Genomic DNA, 16,303 nt, shown 5'->3' on the forward strand with positions numbered 1-16,303 from the left:
ATGAAAATTAAGTCTAAAATCGTCCAGTAGCGACTGTGCTCTTTAGTATTTAGATACGTTTAAAATGGTGAGCCAATAAAAAAGTGCAACTTAACAGAACGGTCTTTTTCTTTGATACCAGTCGCCACATCTACACGCACTTGACCCACAGGAGAAGCATAACGCACGCCTACGCCTGCACCAATTTTTGTTTCGTTATTAAAGTTCTTGTCATAAGCATTACCCACATCGGCGAACACTCCTAAACGCAGACCTTTCATGATCTCATAATTATACTCGCCACTTAACACCGCCAATGCCTGACCGCCTGTAAGATAGCCCTTATCAGAAATGGGGGAAAGGCTTTCATAATTATAACCACGAATTGACTGATCACCCCCTGCAAAAAAACGCAGCTTATAAGGCACGTCATTAAAATCATCAGCAACGATATAGCCAGCATTTAGGCTACCGCTGACTTGGTGGGCACGGTTCTTGCCGTATGCGTTATCGCCAAAGCTATACATGCCATTAATTCCTGCTCGAACGATTGCCATATCCGTATCAGTCATCAAATGCTTTGATCCCAACTCCAAAGAATACTGCTGGCGATAGCCACGCATGGGATTGGCAATATCGTCCATAGAATTTTTGCTAAACGATACACCTGCCAAAAGTGCCTCTTGGGTGGGTCTGCCATCAGCGAATTTTACTGGCAAATCCTTAATACGCTCGCCTTTTATACCTGTTTGCAGTTCATCTAAGCGATAACGAAGTGAATAATTGCGATTCCATCCATTTTCTTTAATGGTGTTACGGCTAACACTTTGCTCTAAAGTTCTTGTTTTTAAATCAAAGCCTTTTGCACCGTTATTTAACGCCTTTTCTTCATAGCTTAAAGCAGCTCTAAGCTTATCATTAAGCGGATGGCTTAGTGGTCTAGAAGCATATAAGGTTGCATTTTTTTGATGGGGTGAAACCCCAAGCTCCACGCCTGCTTGATAGCCATCTTTATTGATGAGATTATGCTCAAGCTTAGTTACGACACGTGTACCGCTATCAGACCCCCAGCCCAGACCGATTTGAGCATCTCGTGGCTTGTCTGCCATCACAAAAACATACAACGGAACTTTCTTATCTTGCTGTACTTGCTGCGGTGTTTTTTTATTGGCAAGTTTAGGCTGCTGTTTTGAAAAATCAACTTCGCCGTCATCGTCAGGCAGTATGGCTCGTGCCACATTACTTACCGCATCACTGATTTTAGCTAAGATACTTTTAGACTTGCTTTGGGTATTGATTGCAAGCAAGCGATCTTCAGGGGCGTTATACAGTCGATTGGCTTTTTGGGTCACCAGTGCCAACTTATCTTGGATTATCTGAGAAGTGCTAAACTCAACAGGCGTTACATCTGCGGTAATGCCATCGCCTAAATCTATCGTTTGGGTTGTTTGGACGATGCTGTTATCCACCTCAGCAGGCTTTTGATCGTCGTTGCCATCACCTTGCTCAAAGTCAATTCCCTCTGCATCATCACCACCTGGGAATACGGTTTCGGTATTGACAGTGTTAAAGTACCCAGTTGCCAAAAGATCACTGGATAGATTTTGAACCGATTGACGATTATAAGCATCGCCCATTTGAAAATTAACCAACTTTTCTAATAACTTTGCTTTTACGGGTAATTTATCAGGGTCTGTGGTATATTGCCCTGTCTTAGGGTCAATGGTAAAAAACACCACATCATCAAACTGATACTGCTCACCTGTGTCATACACAAGACTCACATCAGCAGCATTATCAGGCAAGATGACATCTGCTGAGCTATCTAGCCAACGCCCATCAAAATAGCCACGCTCATCGCCAATTTCTGCTATCAAAGACTTATTAGATTCGTATTTACCATGATGAAATGTATCGCCTATTTTAAGTACTTCAGACGATACCGCCTCTTGATAAGCACGATCCCCTGCACCTTCGCCACGCACTTCTAAGATCTGATGATCTACGATAACAGGTTCACCAATATCATCAATAATGACGTTAATTTTGCCAAACTCCTGCTTTGTGATACGAAGTTTAACATCATAATACCCAACTGCTCGTGCGGCAGCTTGGGCGGTCTGCATAAGCCTTGGCATTGCAGAGCGAAAATCTGCCGTGCTTTCTGCGGTAATATCCTCAAGAGCTGCCTTAATATTGGCATACGGCTCATCTTTGGCATCACCACGTTTGATTTTAGTCAGGTTATCGATGCTTGTGTTATTAATATCGCCATGACTATGAAATAAGCTAACATCAAGCCTTGGCACGCTACTGACGCCATCATTAAACACACGATCATACAGGCGTTTTAATAGCCCATCAGGTTTAATCTCATCAACATGATGCGTTGCCACTTCGGTCGTATAATCTTGCTCGCGGTGATACTTGGGTATGTACACATCAGGATTAATGCCTGTTTGAGTGATAGGCTTACCATCAGCACCGATACCAAGGGTTTTTTGGGAGTCGGGCTCTGGCAAGTCAATCACTGTATCATCATCAAACCCAATGGGATTAGAATTATCGCCCAATCTAGAAACAATGACATCGTCAAAAATAGTCTCATCAAACACGCCATCATGCAAGGCTTGATTTAGTCGATCTTCAATTTGTTTTGGCGTGTACAGCTGTGCTGGCAGTTCATCAGTCTCTTGGTCGCTAGGTACAAAAGACTGCCCAAAGCTTAACTGACAAAACGGCACCGTTAGCACAGCTGCCATCGCAACCACCAAGCGATTGGGCTTTAGTGCAGTTTTTGGGTGTTTGCGATCAGCAGTTGCCAAAAAATAGGGGCTTATCAAACCTGTCATACTGTCCTTTTACCAAATTTGTGCAGCTTTTGTTAAACTTATGCTAAATTACTGTTAAAACTTTATCAAAACCACAAAACTAAAGATTAAAATACAAATTGGTGCTATTATATCACAATTCTAATTTCTCATAATACCAAAAGCTCTATGGCCAGTCAGTTTTCTTTATTTAAGCACCGCCGCTTTAGTGCTATGTTTTTTACCCAGTTTTTAGGGGCATTTAATGATAATGTATTTAAACAAGCATTAATCTTGGTGCTAACATACACAGCCGCTGCCAAATTAAATGTTGCTGTAAGCTTACTCAATAATCTTGCAGCATTATTATTCATACTACCCTACTTTTTATTTTCCGCAATTGCAGGGCAAGTTGCTGATAAATATGAAAAATCACGCCTAACCCAAGCGATTAAGCTGTTAGAGATTATCATCATGGTGTTAGCGGCTATTGGGTTTGTGTTTGAGTGGTATTGGCTATTATTTATTGCGTTATTTTTAATGGGAACACACTCAGCGTTTTTTGGTCCGATTAAGTATGCCTATCTACCCCAAGTCATGCGAAAAGACGAGCTTGTTGGGGCAAATGGCTTATTTCAGACAGGTACAAGCCTTGCTATCTTAACAGGCATGATGATGGCAGGTATGCTCACTCAGCTTAAAAACCCAACGCTTTGGCTAATTATCAGCACCATCAGCATCGCTATTTTAGGTTTTATCGCCTCCAAATACCTACCTAAAACACCGCCAAATGCCCCAGATATTTGCATAGACTATCACCTTTTACGTCCAACTATCTCGCTTGTTAAGTACTTGTATGGCTTGCCATTGCTATTTTTTATCATCTTAGGTAATAGCTGGTTTTGGTTTTATGGTGCAACCTTTCTTACCCAAACCCCTGAATTTAGTAAGACCATCTTACATGGTAATGAAAGTGTCGTCATTTTACTTTTAACACTTTTTTCTGTTGGCACAGCCATCGGATCGCTGTTATGTAAGACCCTTGCCAAAAACCAAATCAGCCTAAAATTATTACCAATTGGCATTACTGGCTTAAGTATTTTTGCCATAGATTTATACTTTTCACTAAACGCTTTAAACGCCATTCAACCCCAAAATGCTTATTCTATCTATGAAATCTTACACATGGATGGGTTTTTAAGTGTATGCAGAGCATTGTTCTTATTAGGATTTTTTGGCGGTATTTACATTGTTCCGCTTTATTCTTTTATGCAGACATACGCCCCTGCACGCCACCGTTCACGCATTATTGGGGCAAATAACATCTTTAATGCTATCTTTATGGTGGGATCGGCAATTTTTTCTATCATCATTCTTGCTGTCTTAAAGCTTGATCTACCTCAGCTATTCTTAATTACTGGCATCATTAATGCGATATTTGGTCTTTTTTTGTACAAAAAACTTCATCAATATCAGCACACCATGACGCCCAAAACAAATGATGTGATTGATTAGCACTCTAAAGACCATCACATGATTTAAAAAGTGCATGATGCAACGCTTTAAATGGGTTATTTTAAATCAACATAATTTATGATTGTAACTTATATAATTGTAACTTAAACAACTCATTTAAAAGCGTTATCACTTTATCCATCGTAAAATGCGTGATATTTTTACTGTCATCAACATAGATTTGCAAAATTTCACCAAAATAAAACAAATCAAACTGTAAAATCTGTTATTATTAACCACTTGCATTAAAAACTTATTTTTAACCAACCTAGCTAGGTTATCATTGATTTAATGGATAATTTTATGAAAAAAACACTTCTTTTACTTGGCTTAAGTGCAATCATGAGTTCTCAAGGTTTTGCCAAAACATACGAAAGCCCTGCTATGCGTGGTGAGATTACGAGCGTCATCACGAGCAATCACACCAATCTACTCACCACACCGATTAAAAGCCTGCCTACGCCATCAGTTAGCATTAGTCACGTTCAGACCATTGATACGGTGCTTATTCCTGCCAATCGCTCAGGTAAAACTTTGATTGACGTTACGTTGCTTGATGAATTTATTGATGATGTCTCACCTAATGCACGCCATTATCCACCAAACTTTCCAAACGCTACTTCAAAGCATACCGCCGAACAAAACATCAAACATTTATCCGACTGGATAGAGCCTTATGCTAGTGCTTCTGATGCCTCGTTTGATGTCGTGCTGCGTGCGGTCAAGCTAAACAGCATGGCTCGAAACCTAAATATCGGCACAGATTATGCAGTGCGTGCACTAAAACACATTCAAAAAGCCATTAAGATGAAACCACAAGATGCCGAAACCAACTTCATGTTTGGCATGATGTTGGCAGAGACAGGTGCTTTCACCGATGGTAAAAAATACCTAGAAAAAGCCGCTTCACTTGGCTATCTTGAAGCAGAGCAAAGCCTAGCCCAAGCTGACTTATTAAGCGACAATAAACCTGCTGCAGTTCGCCGACTCAAGCAGCTACAAGCTAAGCACCCTCTTAATGAGCAGATTACCAAGCAAGTCAATATCGTGGAAAATGGCGGATATTACATCTGGACAATCCCTGATAACGACCTAAGCATTAAGCCTTACCAATAAATTAAACAAACCTGCCTATCTTGGCAGGTTTTTTATTAATCCAAAAAGACTGATTTTAATTTTATGAAAATACGGTAAAATAAGACCAATTATGTTCCATTGTAAGCTAATAATGGCTTTATCAAGGTTTAATCATGACATCAGTCCGAAATTTTAGGCCAAAATTACTAAGTTTATGTGCCAGTACTGTGCTATTTTGTGGGTGCACCTCTATTCTGCCTCAAAGTAAAATCCAAGCGAACGCCATCAAAGAATCTCGTAGTAGTATTGCCACTTCATCTAACATCAGCCATTTATCACAAGCTGCCCTACTTTCTTCAGGGCTTGATGAAAAAACCTGCATGACTAAGTTTCAAGATTGCATTCAAGCGGTTCAGCAATCTGTTTTTAGTCAAGATATTAGCCAAGATACGCTGGCGATATTAGCTGAACTTCATTATGCCCAAGCTTTATATTTAGCTCAAAAACCAGAATGTCGAACTTTGCTTACTCGTCCGCCCATCGATCCATATTATGCCAACGCTCCTGTAGATGATGCGACGACACAAACCCAACAACAAACAAAGACCATCTGTTCTAATTTTCAGCTAGAAGCCTTATATCATACCGTGCGTTATAGCTATGCTTACTTATTTTATGATGCATTGGCGGGCAAAAACCAACAAAGACATATCATTAAAGACAGTGATATTAAAGCTCAAGATTTATATCACCTTGCGATTAATGCCATCATCAGCCAAATTCACAACCCCAATGGAATTTTCTCTCACTCATTTCACACGAAAAATTCCGTCACAGATCACAAATACCACCAAAAACATTACGATACCTTAATAACAAAAACAGCAAACCAACAAGCTAGTCAGCTAACCATCTACATCGCTGACGACCCTTATTATACTAACAACCTAAAAGACCAAAATGGTAAACTTACCGAGCTTATCTCCACTTATGATAGCCAAAAGCCTAACTTGCAGATTACCAGCACACGCTCTGGAATTGGCGTTTCTTTTGTTAGCTCACTTGAGCACCGTAAAAAGACTGACACTGCAGCATTACTAGAAAGGCTGGGTAAAAATAACGACAACCTTGACCAAAGTATCAATGATCGCATTCACCCTATGGGTCATCTATTACTGACCGCTATTATTAAACCTGTGGGCAATACACTTGATGAAGTGCTACATACGCACCAATTCCAAGCCCATTTGTTTAACCCATATCAGACTAAGAAAATAGACATTTTAGGACAAGATTACTCATTGGTGGCAAATTTCTCATCCGCCTACGCATCTTGGCTGGCAGAGAACAACCTAAGACAGCTTAGTCTTTTAAATATGCTTACCAAGCAAAATCATGCTACCTTACCAGAACTCTATATGCTATCGCCTTACAACCCCAATCAAAAAGTCATCATTATGTTGCATGGTCTAGCTTCTAGCCCTAATACGTGGATAAATCTTACCAACAGCCTACTTGCCGATCCTATCTTAAGAGATAATTATCAAGTATGGCAAATCGCCTACTCAACCAACCTACCCATCTTAGAAAACAGGTATCATATTCATAAGCTAATCATGGCAACATTTGATAAAGTTGATCCATCAGCAAAGCACGCTGCCAACCACCATGACGTCATCATCGGGCATAGTATGGGTGGCGTCATTAGTCGCCTATTGGTATCTGATGACAACCTGCTTGATAAACTCCAAGAAATCACCCAAGACACCGAGCATGATTACATCCAAGGCAAAAAAGATAAGCTGGCAACCAAACTACTGTCTCAAACATATCATGATACACTTGCCAATCGCTTCACCCTAAACACGCTACCACAAGTGAATACCGCTGTTTTTATCTCATCGCCTTTTAAAGGGACAACCTATGCAGATTATTGGTTCACACGTGCCGCCAGACGTATTATTACGCTACCACTTAATCTAACAAAAACAATCACAGGAACGCTAGCTCATATCAGCGATCAAGAAGCGGTTAAAACATCGGTTTTAGGGTCTTTGTACCTAGATAATGGAGCAAGCCAGCTCTCAGATAAATCATCTTTTGTGGCACTGACAAAAAATGTACAAATTAATGACAATGTCACTTATCATACCATCATGGGCGACATCAAAGGTGATAGTCAAAACGGCGGTGATACAGCAGGCAAGCTGATTTCTGATGGTATCGTTCCTTTTACCAGCTCACACCTTGATGGTGCAAAAAGTGAAACGATCGTCATTGGTGGACATGATATTCACGAGAACCCAAAGACCATCTTACAGCTTCGAAAGATTCTTCACGAGCATCTTGTAGCATCTCAAGCTCAATAGGCAAATAATGTGTTTACTTATTAGCTCAATGATTATTCGCTTTATTAGGACGATAAAAAACCCCAAGAAAACTTGGGGTTTTTAAAGTACTTAGATTACTCTTCGTCTTCGTCTATTGATTGAGCATCTTCTGATAGGATAGATACTAAAATCTCGGCAGTGATGTCGTGATGAAGCTGAACAGTCACTTTATACTCACCTACTTGACGGAATGGACCTTCAGGAAGCTTAACTTCTTGACGATCTACTTCTAGACCAGAAGCAGTTAGAGCATCTGCGATGTCACGTGTACCGATAGAACCAAATAGTTTGCCTTCGTCACCAGACTTAGCACGCATGATGACATTCACATCAGTCAAGGCGTCAGCACGTTGTTGTGCTACTTTTAGCTCTTCAGCTTCAACAGCTTCTAGCTCAGCACGACGTGCTTCAAACTTAGCAATGTTTGCTTCGTTTGCAGGCAATGCTTTGCCTTGTGGGATTAGGTAGTTACGACCATAACCAGCTTTAACATCAACCGTTTCACCAAGTTTACCAAGATTAACGACACGCTGTAATAGAATAACTTGCATGATTTTTCTCCGTTAATTACTTGTGGTTGTCGGTATATGGCAATAGTGCCAAATAACGAGCTTGTTTAATAGCAACAGCCAATTGGCGCTGATACTTATTAGAAGTGCCAGTGATACGGCTAGGAACAATTTTGCCATTTTCGCTGATGTATTGTTTTAGCAATTCTACATCTTTGTAATCGATATGGGTGATGCCTTCAGCAGTAAAGCGGCAGAACTTACGACGACGATAAAAACGTGCCATGATAAATCTCCTTAATAATTATTCGCTGTCAGCAGCGGCATTCTCACCGTCTTGGGTGCGAACATCGTTACGACGGTTAGCTTTGCGAGTACGTTTATCTTCTGCTTCTTTCGCTAGTGGCGACTGTTCAGTGATAGCGTCTTCACGGCGGATAATCAGGCTACGAATAATCGCATCGTTGTATTTGAATAACTCTTCTAGCTGTGCTAGCGTTGCATCATTACATTCGATGTTAAGTAGCACATAGTGTGCTTTGTGGATTTTGTTGATTGGGTATGCTAGTTGACGGCGACCCCAGTCTTCTAAACGGTGGTTTGCACCGCCATTTTCTTCTACGATAGAACGGTATTTAGTTACCATATCGGCAACTTGGTTGCTTTGGTCTGGATGAACCAGTAGCACCACTTCATAATGTCTCATAAGGACTCCCTACGGATTAAAACAGCCACCATACATATGGCAGCAAGGAGATTGAAAATCAGCTCTGATGAGTCAAAACTGTTTAACAAAGTGCGTATTATACACCACATTTAAAATATTGCAAGAAATTTATAACTTATCAGAGTCGGCGGTCTCAATGATTTTGCCAGTTCTTGCTTGCAGATCATACTGTTTTTGGGCTTGGATCTTATCACGATCATATGCTCTTTGGGCATGGGTGGTTACCACGCTTTTTAGCATTTGCCAAATTGCCCCCAAAAACAGTAGTACAGCAAACACCGCTAATATAGGCAAGCTAGCAACTAACGCTCCAGCAAAGTCTTTCATAAGTATGTTGTATGCCACCCCGATAATAGCAGGCACGATATCCCCTGAATCTCCAGCAGCTGTACCAGGAGCGAATAGCACAGCAATAATCAGTGCCAAGCTCATACCCTTAATCGGACGTGGTAGCATAGACATGATAAATAGCCACAGCAAAATGACTAACACAGAGCTGACTACATAGACCAAAAATGGCAAATCGCCATAAGGCACATTCTCAACTAGACCACCCCATAAGCTTAGCAAACTTGCCAATGCATCGCTAATTGCCTCAAGTGGGAGATTTTTAACTAGGTTTTGTAACCATTCCATAGACGTTCAACTTGCTAATTATTTTGATCATAATAATCTTGATCACAGTATGAGTGTGAATAAATTTGAAACAGTATTGTAACACAGTTTTTGGTTTTACCAAAACGCCTTTAGTCATACTGCTTATCTTGGAGTGCCTTTGCCTTTGCCATCGCCTGTGCTGCTAAAATATCGGCTGGCGGTGCTTGAATGTAATAGCCTTGTTCAGCAAGCTTAGCTTTTACTTCTGCGATGTCCGCTCTAGCTAGCTTATCTTTTGTGGATAAATCCAAGTGCATGACAAATTGGGATAATCCAAGCTTAGCACGCACATCAGATGGCAACACACCTAGCCAATCACGAATCTCATCGGTGTCATTTGGATAATCTGGTCGTGCAATATAGACGTACCAATCTTCACTTTTTGGAAATTTATAGACATCACAGTGCATGGTTTTTACTCTTATCATCTTGGTAATTTAGAGTATTTTAACAAGTTTTTGGCAAAACCCCAACAATTACCTAAAATTTAGCAATTTTAGCTATTATTCACACGCAAATAAAGCTACAATTTATAAACCACCACAGCGTTAAATACCCATGATTACTAACAAACTTCAAAACCTCAAACTCTGGCTAAAAGACCCTGCTCAAAACCTTTGGGTTCAGCCTGCTCTTGGGGCTATCTTCGCTCTTATTTTTTCGCTATTAGCCAAGCTTGCCAATCGCTTTATGAATTCTGATGGCGTTCCTAAGATTGCTCCAGAAACACTATATAACTTACTAAATATCATCGCATCAAGCATGCTTGCTGTTACCACCTTTTCACTGTCCATCATGGTATCTGCTCTTGCTTCCACTGCTAGCGGGACATCACCCAGAGCTCGGCTACTGCTGGTGGCAGATAGGGATACACGCATCGCCATCACAAGCTTTATCTCAGCATTTATTTATGCCATCATCGCCAAAATTGCCCTTGGCATGCAGTACTATGGCATCGCTGGGCGATTCGTGCTGTTTATCAGTACCATTTGCGTGCTTATCTATTTGATTATCACGCTCATTCGCTGGGTGCAGACACTGTCTCAATTAGGTTCATTTGGCGATACGATTAATAAGATAGAAACTATCGCCAGTCGCTCACTTGCTAGCCATCGTAACAGCCCAAATCTAGGACTACTAACCGCCATTCCTGATGGTGCGATTCATTTTTTTAATGTCACTGCGACAAAATCAGGTTATATCAGCTACATCTCCTTAGAAGACTTGCATAAAATTACCGAAGAATACGGACTGCATTTGCATATTTGTCACCGTGTTGGTGATTTTGTTGAACCAAATGAAACAGTTTTTCAAGTGTTCATTAATCAACCCAAACAACGCCTAGATGATCAATTTAAAACAAGCCTAGCCATCATTCAGCACAAAATCAGTAAGAAAATCAGCCATGAATTCACCTTACGCCCTGCTCGTGGCTATGGTGATGATCCACGTTTTGGGATATTAGTGCTAAGCGAAGTTGGTCAAAAGTCAATGTCAGCAGCCATTAATGATCCTGCCAGCACCGCCTTAACGCTTGATGCGATCACACGCATCTTAATAGACACCAAGCCAAGCGATGAGCAAATTAGCAGTTATAAGAATTTAAGCATCGTACCACTTAATATCAAAGAATTTTTAAACCCTGTATTTATGCCGATTGCCAAAGACGCTCACGGGGACTTAGATGTGAATATTCATCTGCTAAAATGCCTAGATCTTATCGCTCGCCACGCCCCAGAATACGAGCTAAAACTGGCAGCGACAAGACTTGCCCAAAAGATATATGACAGAGCCATGGCTCATCTAAGCTATGACGCTGATAAAGCTGAACTACAGCGACTGTATACCAAGACATTTACCCCTAATAATCTACATGTATCATCTGTTATATGAATGCTTTGATAAAGGTAAACAATATAAAGGCTATATTGATAAAACAGGTAAAGTGGTCGTGCCGATTAAATATGATGTATATGAAAGTGATAAATATTTATTACTTTTCTCAGACGGCATGGCGAGAGTTTGGTTAAATGACAAGAGCTTTTATATCAATAAACAAGGCAAATGCGTCCAATATACAATTAACCAAACCTTAATAAAGCCCATCGTGATTGGTGGGCTTTATTATTAAGCGATGCACATAAAACGCACAAGATAAATACAGACAGCTTTATGAAACTATAATTTACCCAGCACTTTTTATCATACAAGTTAATACTCTCATATCTATATCACTCATTAAAAAGCTCTCAATATTTTAAAGCTTTAATAATCAAGGCGGTTATAGATAGCCACGTTCATAACTTTTTGGGATAAATTGTAGTTGGCTTGCGTTATTTGTAGTTTTATCGTATTGCACATTTAACGCCCAATGTGGGTCTCTTAGCAATGCACGCCCTACCGCCACTAAGTCAGCATCACCATTTGCAATAATAAGCTCGGCAACATCTGCTGTGTCAATCATACCAACTGCTATGGTCGGTAATTTTGTTGCCTGCTTAATAGTGCGTGCAAATGGCACTTGATAGCCTGCACTGATAGGTGGCGTATGATTTTTGTCAAGCTTACCGTCACCGCCACCAGAAACATGCATAATATCTGCCCCCGCCTGCTGATAACGCTCTGCAATCTTTACTCCATAGTCTAAATCATAGCCATCTTTGGCATATTCTTGGGCAGAAATACGAACAATAAGCGGCATATCATCTGGCATGACAGCTTTAGCTGCTTTAATGACTTGCTCACCAAATAAAAACTTATCTTGACCGTATTCATCTGTGCGTTTATTGGTGCGTGGCGCATGAAACTGGTGAATCAAATAGCCATGTGCTCCGTGAATCTCAATCGCATCAAAACCTGCTGCCACCGCTCTTTTTACCGATTCTCCAAAGGCACAAACCAGATCTTTTATCTCGTCAGTTGTCAGCTCTTTTGGGGTTTGGTATGCCCATTCTCCGCTTTCTACATCATTTTCATAGATGATAGCACTAGGGGCGACACAGTCAGCATGCCCCACCGCTTTACGACCTGCATGCCCAATCTGAATGGCGATTTTAGCATCGTGCTTATGTACTAAGTCAACAATCTTTTTAAATTCATCACGTTGATCGTCATTCCACAATCCTAAGCATCGTGGGGAAATGCGTCCATTTGGAGTAACGTTTGTCATCTCCACAATAACTAAACCCACCCCACCTATCGCTCGGGCGGTGTAATGCACCAAATGCCAATCATTTGGCATGCCATCAGTTGCCTGATATTGGCACATAGGTGGCATCACAATGCGGTTTTTAAGAGTCAGGTTTTTCACGCTAAAAGGCGTGGTTAAAAAACGTAATTTTGCCATAATTTTTTACCGTCTGTTCTTTATGTTTTAATGATTGTATCGCAATTTAAGCCATGAATCACAACTTTGCTAAACTAAAAATTTCTTCAAGTGCCTGTCTGTCATATATATCATCCATTTGCCATGCTTTGGCATTATCTAAGGCGTTATCAATAACCGCATCAAGCGTCTCATCATCGATATTTAGCTGTGCTAATGTGGTTGGCGTGCCGATTTTATCAAACCAAGCTTTCAAAGCAATAATGCCGTCTGTAGCATTTTTCTTACCAAAAATCTTGTGGGCAAATCGCTCAAATTGTGGCAAGTTATTCTTCTGATACCACATCATCCATGCAGGCATTACCACCGATAGACCTGCTCCATGTGGCACATCACACACTGCACTCATGGCATGCTCTATCATATGATTAGGAAAGCTTAAACCTTGCACGCCTGCATGCGTCAAGCCGTTCAATGCAAGCGTTGCCGCCCATGCAAAATCACCCCTTGCTACAAGATCGTCTGGGTTATCTAGTAAGATTTCGGTCGTTTCCATAACCGTTTTAATGTTATTTTCCACCAAGCGATTAACGATGTTTGGGCGGTCTTTAGCGGTAAGATACGCCTCGATGCTATGGGCAATAACATCACTTGCTGAATACACAAGATACTCACGGCTTACTGTAGTTTGTAGCTTTGGATTGATGATTGAAACTTTTGGGAACAATGGCTTGCCACCAATAGAGTACTTTTGGAGCGTTTCATCGTTCGTGACCACCCCACCACTGTTCATCTCACTGCCTGTGGCAGCTAAAGTCATAATGTCAAAGATAGGTAAGGCGTCCACCACCTTCTTACCCACAAAAAATTCCCACACATCTTCATCTGCTAAAGCCCCTGCTGCGATTGCTTTGGCACTATCAAGACAAGAACCACCGCCAACTGATAAAACACAATCCACCTTAGCACTTTTGGCAATATTTATACCCTCACGCACTTTTGATAGCACAGGATTGCTCTTAATACCTCCGCATTCCACAAAATCTATATCGTTATCATGCAAAGACTGAACAACTATATCAAAAAGCCCATCGTCTTTAATTCTATTACTACCATAGACAATCAGAGCTTTTTTAACCCTAAATTCGCTCATATAATCGCCAATGTTTGCTTCTTTATTTTCACCAAACTCAATACGAGTAGGATTATAAAAAGTAAATGCGTGCATTATTTTTCTCTCAGAAAATTTAAATGATTATAGCAAAAACTTTTATCTTAAAAAAAATGCTTGCTAATAATGGCAAAAACCATCACAACTTGTGCTTTGGCAGATATAGGGGGTGTCTTACAGCCTGAGTGGGTTATTAGCGAATATATTAAATCTGGGGATTTGGTACAACTTCTGCCTGAATACGACTTTGCAGTAACGCGTAAAACTTAAGTACATTTAATACTCGCCACATTTGTCTTGCTGTGCGAACAATTTTAGATTTCTTTGGTGAAGTGTATGGCGATATCCCATATTGGGCATTATAAGGTAAATTTATTTTACAGCTTAGCACAGGATTATCTGCATTACATTAACGTTAGAATTTTTCTTATCTTTTGATATTTTTGTTAAAAAGGTAAAATTTTACTTGTAAAATCAAGCAATTTTTTTCATAATAGAGATGTTTTTCAGGAGAGTGGTTTTGTTGCTAAAAACCCACCGAAGGCGTATCGTGACGGGCTTAGCCCAAACTCCCCTATAATCGCTCAGGTAAAAGGACTGAAAAACTTAATTTGCCGATTGCAAATTAACCACTCTGGAGAGCTAATTGGTAGCACCGAAGGGAAAAAGTTAGGCACATGGGTTTGGCGACTTTAGCTTAATGAAAATCTCAGGTAACAGGACAGATGGGGTGTTTTTTATTTGCTAATCATTAGCAGTTTTTGCATGATTATTTTGCAACCTTAAGGAAAACACGCCATGACAACACAACGCACCCCATTCTTTGACGCTCATGTCGCCCACAACGCCAAAATCGTGGATTTTGCAGGTTGGGAGCTCCCCATCCATTATGGCAGCCAAATTGATGAACACAATGCCGTGCGTACCGATGCAGGTATGTTTGATGTGTCGCATATGCTTACCACAGACGTAACTGGCGACAACGCTCGTGCCTTTTTTCAAAAACTCATCGCCAACGATGTCGCCAAACTATCTTTTGTCGGTAAAGCCTTATATTCTGCCATGCTCAATGACAATGGCGGTGTGATTGACGACCTTATCGTCTATCGCAAAAATGAAGACGAGACCGCCTATCGTATCGTCTCCAATGGGGCAACTCGTGAAAAAGACTCCGCTCAATTTGCCAAAATCGGTCAAGAATTTGGTATCACTTTAACCCCACGTTATGATTTGGGTATGCTTGCCATTCAAGGACCAAAAGCGATTGAAAAACTACTCACCGTCAAACCGCATTGGGCAGACGTGGTAAATGGTCTAAAACCATTCGTTGGTGCAGATTTGGCACAGGTAGGCGATGATGATTGGTTCGTTGCTCGCACAGGCTACACAGGCGAAGATGGTGTAGAAGTGATTTTGCCTGCGACAAAAGCGGTAGCGTTTTTTAATGAGTTATCAAAAGCTGGCGTAAAACCAGCAGGACTTGGGGCAAGAGACACTCTGCGTATGGAAGCAGGCATGAACTTGTACGGCAACGACATGGACGATGAAACCAGTCCCCTAGAAGCTGGTATGGCGTGGACGGTAGATTTAAAAGACGAAACTCGTGATTTTGTCGGTAAATCTGCCCTAATGGCATTAAAAGCGGACGGTGTCAAAGTCAAACAAGTCGGCTTACTGCTTGGTAAAGGTGGTGTGCTTCGCTCTGGCATGGAAGTGATCACCGACAACGGCAATGGCATCACAACCAGTGGTGTATTCTCCCCAAGCCTAAATCAATCCATCGCCATTGCTCGTGTGCCTGTTGATTTTAAGGGTGAGACTGCCAAAGTCGTCATGCGTGGCAAGGAAGTGGACGTGCGTGTATTAAAACTGCCATTTGTCAGAAATGGTCAAAAGCAGTTTGATTAAGTCTGATTCTAAGCTTTGGTTTAACATACTTTTGGATAGGCCATCAACAAGAATGCTTTGAATAATTTTAACTCACTCATTTTTATTACTCATTAGGAGAAACTGATGAAAACAATGCGTATGCTTGGCTTAATGCTGTGCTGTACTTTGGTATTAAGTGCCTGTGATGCCAAAGATGAATGCTTAGATGGCGGCGGTCATTATAATGAACAAACCAAACAATGCGAAAAATAAA

General features: G+C 40.8%; 16 protein-coding genes and 2 riboswitches. Of the genes, 8 read left to right on the top strand and 8 right to left on the bottom strand.

The genetic code is table 11. The features are described from left to right. Positions 1 to 59 precede the first annotated feature (59 nt). Complete coding sequence (locus LU293_RS00955; protein WP_242748069.1) at positions 60 to 2,831, bottom strand: autotransporter assembly complex protein TamA; 2,772 nt, start codon at positions 2,829 to 2,831, stop codon at positions 60 to 62. A 147-nt stretch (positions 2,832 to 2,978) separates the two neighbouring features. Between LU293_RS00955 and LU293_RS00960 the strand changes: the two genes are divergently transcribed. The 3 genes from LU293_RS00960 (at position 2,979) to LU293_RS00970 (ending at position 7,750) form a co-directional block, all read left to right on the top strand. Beyond that, the gene (locus LU293_RS00960) at positions 2,979 to 4,304 is read left to right on the top strand and encodes an MFS transporter (protein ID WP_242748070.1); all 1,326 of its coding nucleotides are present in this window, start codon (positions 2,979 to 2,981) and stop codon (positions 4,302 to 4,304) included. 303 nt (positions 4,305 to 4,607) lie between these two features. Beyond that, complete coding sequence (locus LU293_RS00965; protein ID WP_242748071.1) at positions 4,608 to 5,420, top strand: tetratricopeptide repeat protein; 813 nt, start codon at positions 4,608 to 4,610, stop codon at positions 5,418 to 5,420. Between the two features lie 134 nt (positions 5,421 to 5,554). Beyond that, positions 5,555 to 7,750, top strand: a complete 2,196-nt coding sequence (locus tag LU293_RS00970; RefSeq protein ID WP_242748072.1) for an esterase/lipase family protein — start codon at positions 5,555 to 5,557, stop codon at positions 7,748 to 7,750. Between the two features lie 95 nt (positions 7,751 to 7,845). Here the strand turns inward: LU293_RS00970 and rplI are convergent, their stop codons facing one another. The 5 genes from rplI to LU293_RS00995 all read right to left on the bottom strand — a co-directional run bounded on the left by rplI (position 7,846) and on the right by LU293_RS00995 (position 10,074). Continuing rightward, entirely contained in the window at positions 7,846 to 8,322 is a 477-nt protein-coding gene (rplI, locus tag LU293_RS00975) for a 50S ribosomal protein L9 (RefSeq protein ID WP_242748073.1), read from the bottom strand. A 16-nt stretch (positions 8,323 to 8,338) separates the two neighbouring features. Further along, positions 8,339 to 8,566, bottom strand: a complete 228-nt coding sequence (gene rpsR / locus LU293_RS00980) for a 30S ribosomal protein S18 (RefSeq protein ID WP_049235696.1) — start codon at positions 8,564 to 8,566, stop codon at positions 8,339 to 8,341. An 18-nt stretch (positions 8,567 to 8,584) separates the two neighbouring features. Then, the gene (gene rpsF, locus LU293_RS00985) at positions 8,585 to 8,986 is read right to left on the bottom strand and encodes a 30S ribosomal protein S6 (RefSeq protein WP_242748074.1); all 402 of its coding nucleotides are present in this window, start codon (positions 8,984 to 8,986) and stop codon (positions 8,585 to 8,587) included. Between the two features lie 129 nt (positions 8,987 to 9,115). Beyond that, entirely contained in the window at positions 9,116 to 9,643 is a 528-nt protein-coding gene (locus tag LU293_RS00990; RefSeq protein WP_242748075.1) for a hypothetical protein, read from the bottom strand. A gap of 110 nt (positions 9,644 to 9,753) precedes the next feature. Continuing rightward, a complete protein-coding gene (locus tag LU293_RS00995; RefSeq protein WP_242749801.1) occupies positions 9,754 to 10,074 on the bottom strand; it encodes a YcgL domain-containing protein in 321 nt (106 codons plus the stop codon). 148 nt (positions 10,075 to 10,222) lie between these two features. Here LU293_RS00995 and LU293_RS01000 point away from each other — a divergent pair, with 148 nt between their 5' ends. Then, the gene (locus LU293_RS01000) at positions 10,223 to 11,557 is read left to right on the top strand and encodes a DUF2254 domain-containing protein (protein WP_242748076.1); all 1,335 of its coding nucleotides are present in this window, start codon (positions 10,223 to 10,225) and stop codon (positions 11,555 to 11,557) included. After that, a complete protein-coding gene (locus tag LU293_RS01005) occupies positions 11,538 to 11,795 on the top strand; it encodes a WG repeat-containing protein (RefSeq protein ID WP_242748077.1) in 258 nt (85 codons plus the stop codon). The genes LU293_RS01000 and LU293_RS01005 overlap by 20 nt, the downstream gene beginning before the upstream one ends. A gap of 150 nt (positions 11,796 to 11,945) precedes the next feature. On the opposite strand, the gene LU293_RS01010 is transcribed toward LU293_RS01005, so the two are convergent. Next, positions 11,946 to 13,010 (bottom strand): NADH:flavin oxidoreductase/NADH oxidase, encoded by a 1,065-nt coding sequence (locus LU293_RS01010; RefSeq protein WP_242748078.1) that lies wholly within the window; start codon positions 13,008 to 13,010, stop codon positions 11,946 to 11,948. Positions 13,011 to 13,068: 58 nt separating this feature from the next. Continuing rightward, positions 13,069 to 14,217, bottom strand: a complete 1,149-nt coding sequence (locus tag LU293_RS01015) for an iron-containing alcohol dehydrogenase (RefSeq protein ID WP_242748079.1) — start codon at positions 14,215 to 14,217, stop codon at positions 13,069 to 13,071. Between the two features lie 69 nt (positions 14,218 to 14,286). Here LU293_RS01015 and LU293_RS01020 point away from each other — a divergent pair, with 69 nt between their 5' ends. The 3 genes from LU293_RS01020 (at position 14,287) to LU293_RS09780 (ending at position 16,302) form a co-directional block, all read left to right on the top strand. After that, positions 14,287 to 14,430, top strand: coding sequence for a hypothetical protein (locus tag LU293_RS01020; RefSeq protein WP_242748080.1), 144 nt, complete (start codon positions 14,287 to 14,289; stop codon positions 14,428 to 14,430). A 227-nt stretch (positions 14,431 to 14,657) separates the two neighbouring features. Further along, positions 14,658 to 14,770: riboswitch (glycine riboswitch) on the top strand. A gap of 14 nt (positions 14,771 to 14,784) precedes the next feature. Continuing rightward, a riboswitch (glycine riboswitch) is annotated at positions 14,785 to 14,895 on the top strand. Between the two features lie 63 nt (positions 14,896 to 14,958). After that, on the top strand, positions 14,959 to 16,068 hold the full coding sequence (gene gcvT / locus LU293_RS01025) for a glycine cleavage system aminomethyltransferase GcvT (protein ID WP_242748081.1): 1,110 nt from the start codon (positions 14,959 to 14,961) through the stop codon (positions 16,066 to 16,068). A 105-nt stretch (positions 16,069 to 16,173) separates the two neighbouring features. After that, positions 16,174 to 16,302, top strand: coding sequence for a hypothetical protein (locus tag LU293_RS09780; RefSeq protein ID WP_256462113.1), 129 nt, complete (start codon positions 16,174 to 16,176; stop codon positions 16,300 to 16,302). Position 16,303: the final 1 nt, after the last annotated feature.

Source organism: Moraxella nasovis (assembly GCF_022701215.1).
In the GTDB taxonomy this organism is placed as follows: domain Bacteria; phylum Pseudomonadota; class Gammaproteobacteria; order Pseudomonadales; family Moraxellaceae; genus Moraxella; species Moraxella nasovis.

What these genes read in the sequence shown, in the direction of transcription:
- gcvT (WP_242748081.1), top strand. Translation starts at nt 14,959, where the DNA reads ATGACAACACAACGCACCCCATTCTTTGACGCTCATGTCGCCCACAAC.
- LU293_RS00995 (WP_242749801.1), bottom strand. Translation starts at nt 10,074, where the DNA reads ATGCACTGTGATGTCTATAAATTTCCAAAAAGTGAAGATTGGTACGTC.
- LU293_RS01010 (WP_242748078.1), bottom strand. Translation starts at nt 13,010, where the DNA reads ATGGCAAAATTACGTTTTTTAACCACGCCTTTTAGCGTGAAAAACCTG.
- LU293_RS00990 (WP_242748075.1), bottom strand. Translation starts at nt 9,643, where the DNA reads ATGGAATGGTTACAAAACCTAGTTAAAAATCTCCCACTTGAGGCAATT.
- rplI (WP_242748073.1), bottom strand. Translation starts at nt 8,322, where the DNA reads ATGCAAGTTATTCTATTACAGCGTGTCGTTAATCTTGGTAAACTTGGT.
- LU293_RS01005 (WP_242748077.1), top strand. Translation starts at nt 11,538, where the DNA reads ATGTATCATCTGTTATATGAATGCTTTGATAAAGGTAAACAATATAAA.
- LU293_RS01015 (WP_242748079.1), bottom strand. Translation starts at nt 14,217, where the DNA reads ATGCACGCATTTACTTTTTATAATCCTACTCGTATTGAGTTTGGTGAA.
- LU293_RS09780 (WP_256462113.1), top strand. Translation starts at nt 16,174, where the DNA reads ATGAAAACAATGCGTATGCTTGGCTTAATGCTGTGCTGTACTTTGGTA.
- LU293_RS01000 (WP_242748076.1), top strand. Translation starts at nt 10,223, where the DNA reads ATGATTACTAACAAACTTCAAAACCTCAAACTCTGGCTAAAAGACCCT.
- rpsR (WP_049235696.1), bottom strand. Translation starts at nt 8,566, where the DNA reads ATGGCACGTTTTTATCGTCGTCGTAAGTTCTGCCGCTTTACTGCTGAA.
- rpsF (WP_242748074.1), bottom strand. Translation starts at nt 8,986, where the DNA reads ATGAGACATTATGAAGTGGTGCTACTGGTTCATCCAGACCAAAGCAAC.
- LU293_RS00965 (WP_242748071.1), top strand. Translation starts at nt 4,608, where the DNA reads ATGAAAAAAACACTTCTTTTACTTGGCTTAAGTGCAATCATGAGTTCT.
- LU293_RS01020 (WP_242748080.1), top strand. Translation starts at nt 14,287, where the DNA reads ATGGCAAAAACCATCACAACTTGTGCTTTGGCAGATATAGGGGGTGTC.
- LU293_RS00970 (WP_242748072.1), top strand. Translation starts at nt 5,555, where the DNA reads ATGACATCAGTCCGAAATTTTAGGCCAAAATTACTAAGTTTATGTGCC.
- LU293_RS00960 (WP_242748070.1), top strand. Translation starts at nt 2,979, where the DNA reads ATGGCCAGTCAGTTTTCTTTATTTAAGCACCGCCGCTTTAGTGCTATG.
- LU293_RS00955 (WP_242748069.1), bottom strand. Translation starts at nt 2,831, where the DNA reads ATGACAGGTTTGATAAGCCCCTATTTTTTGGCAACTGCTGATCGCAAA.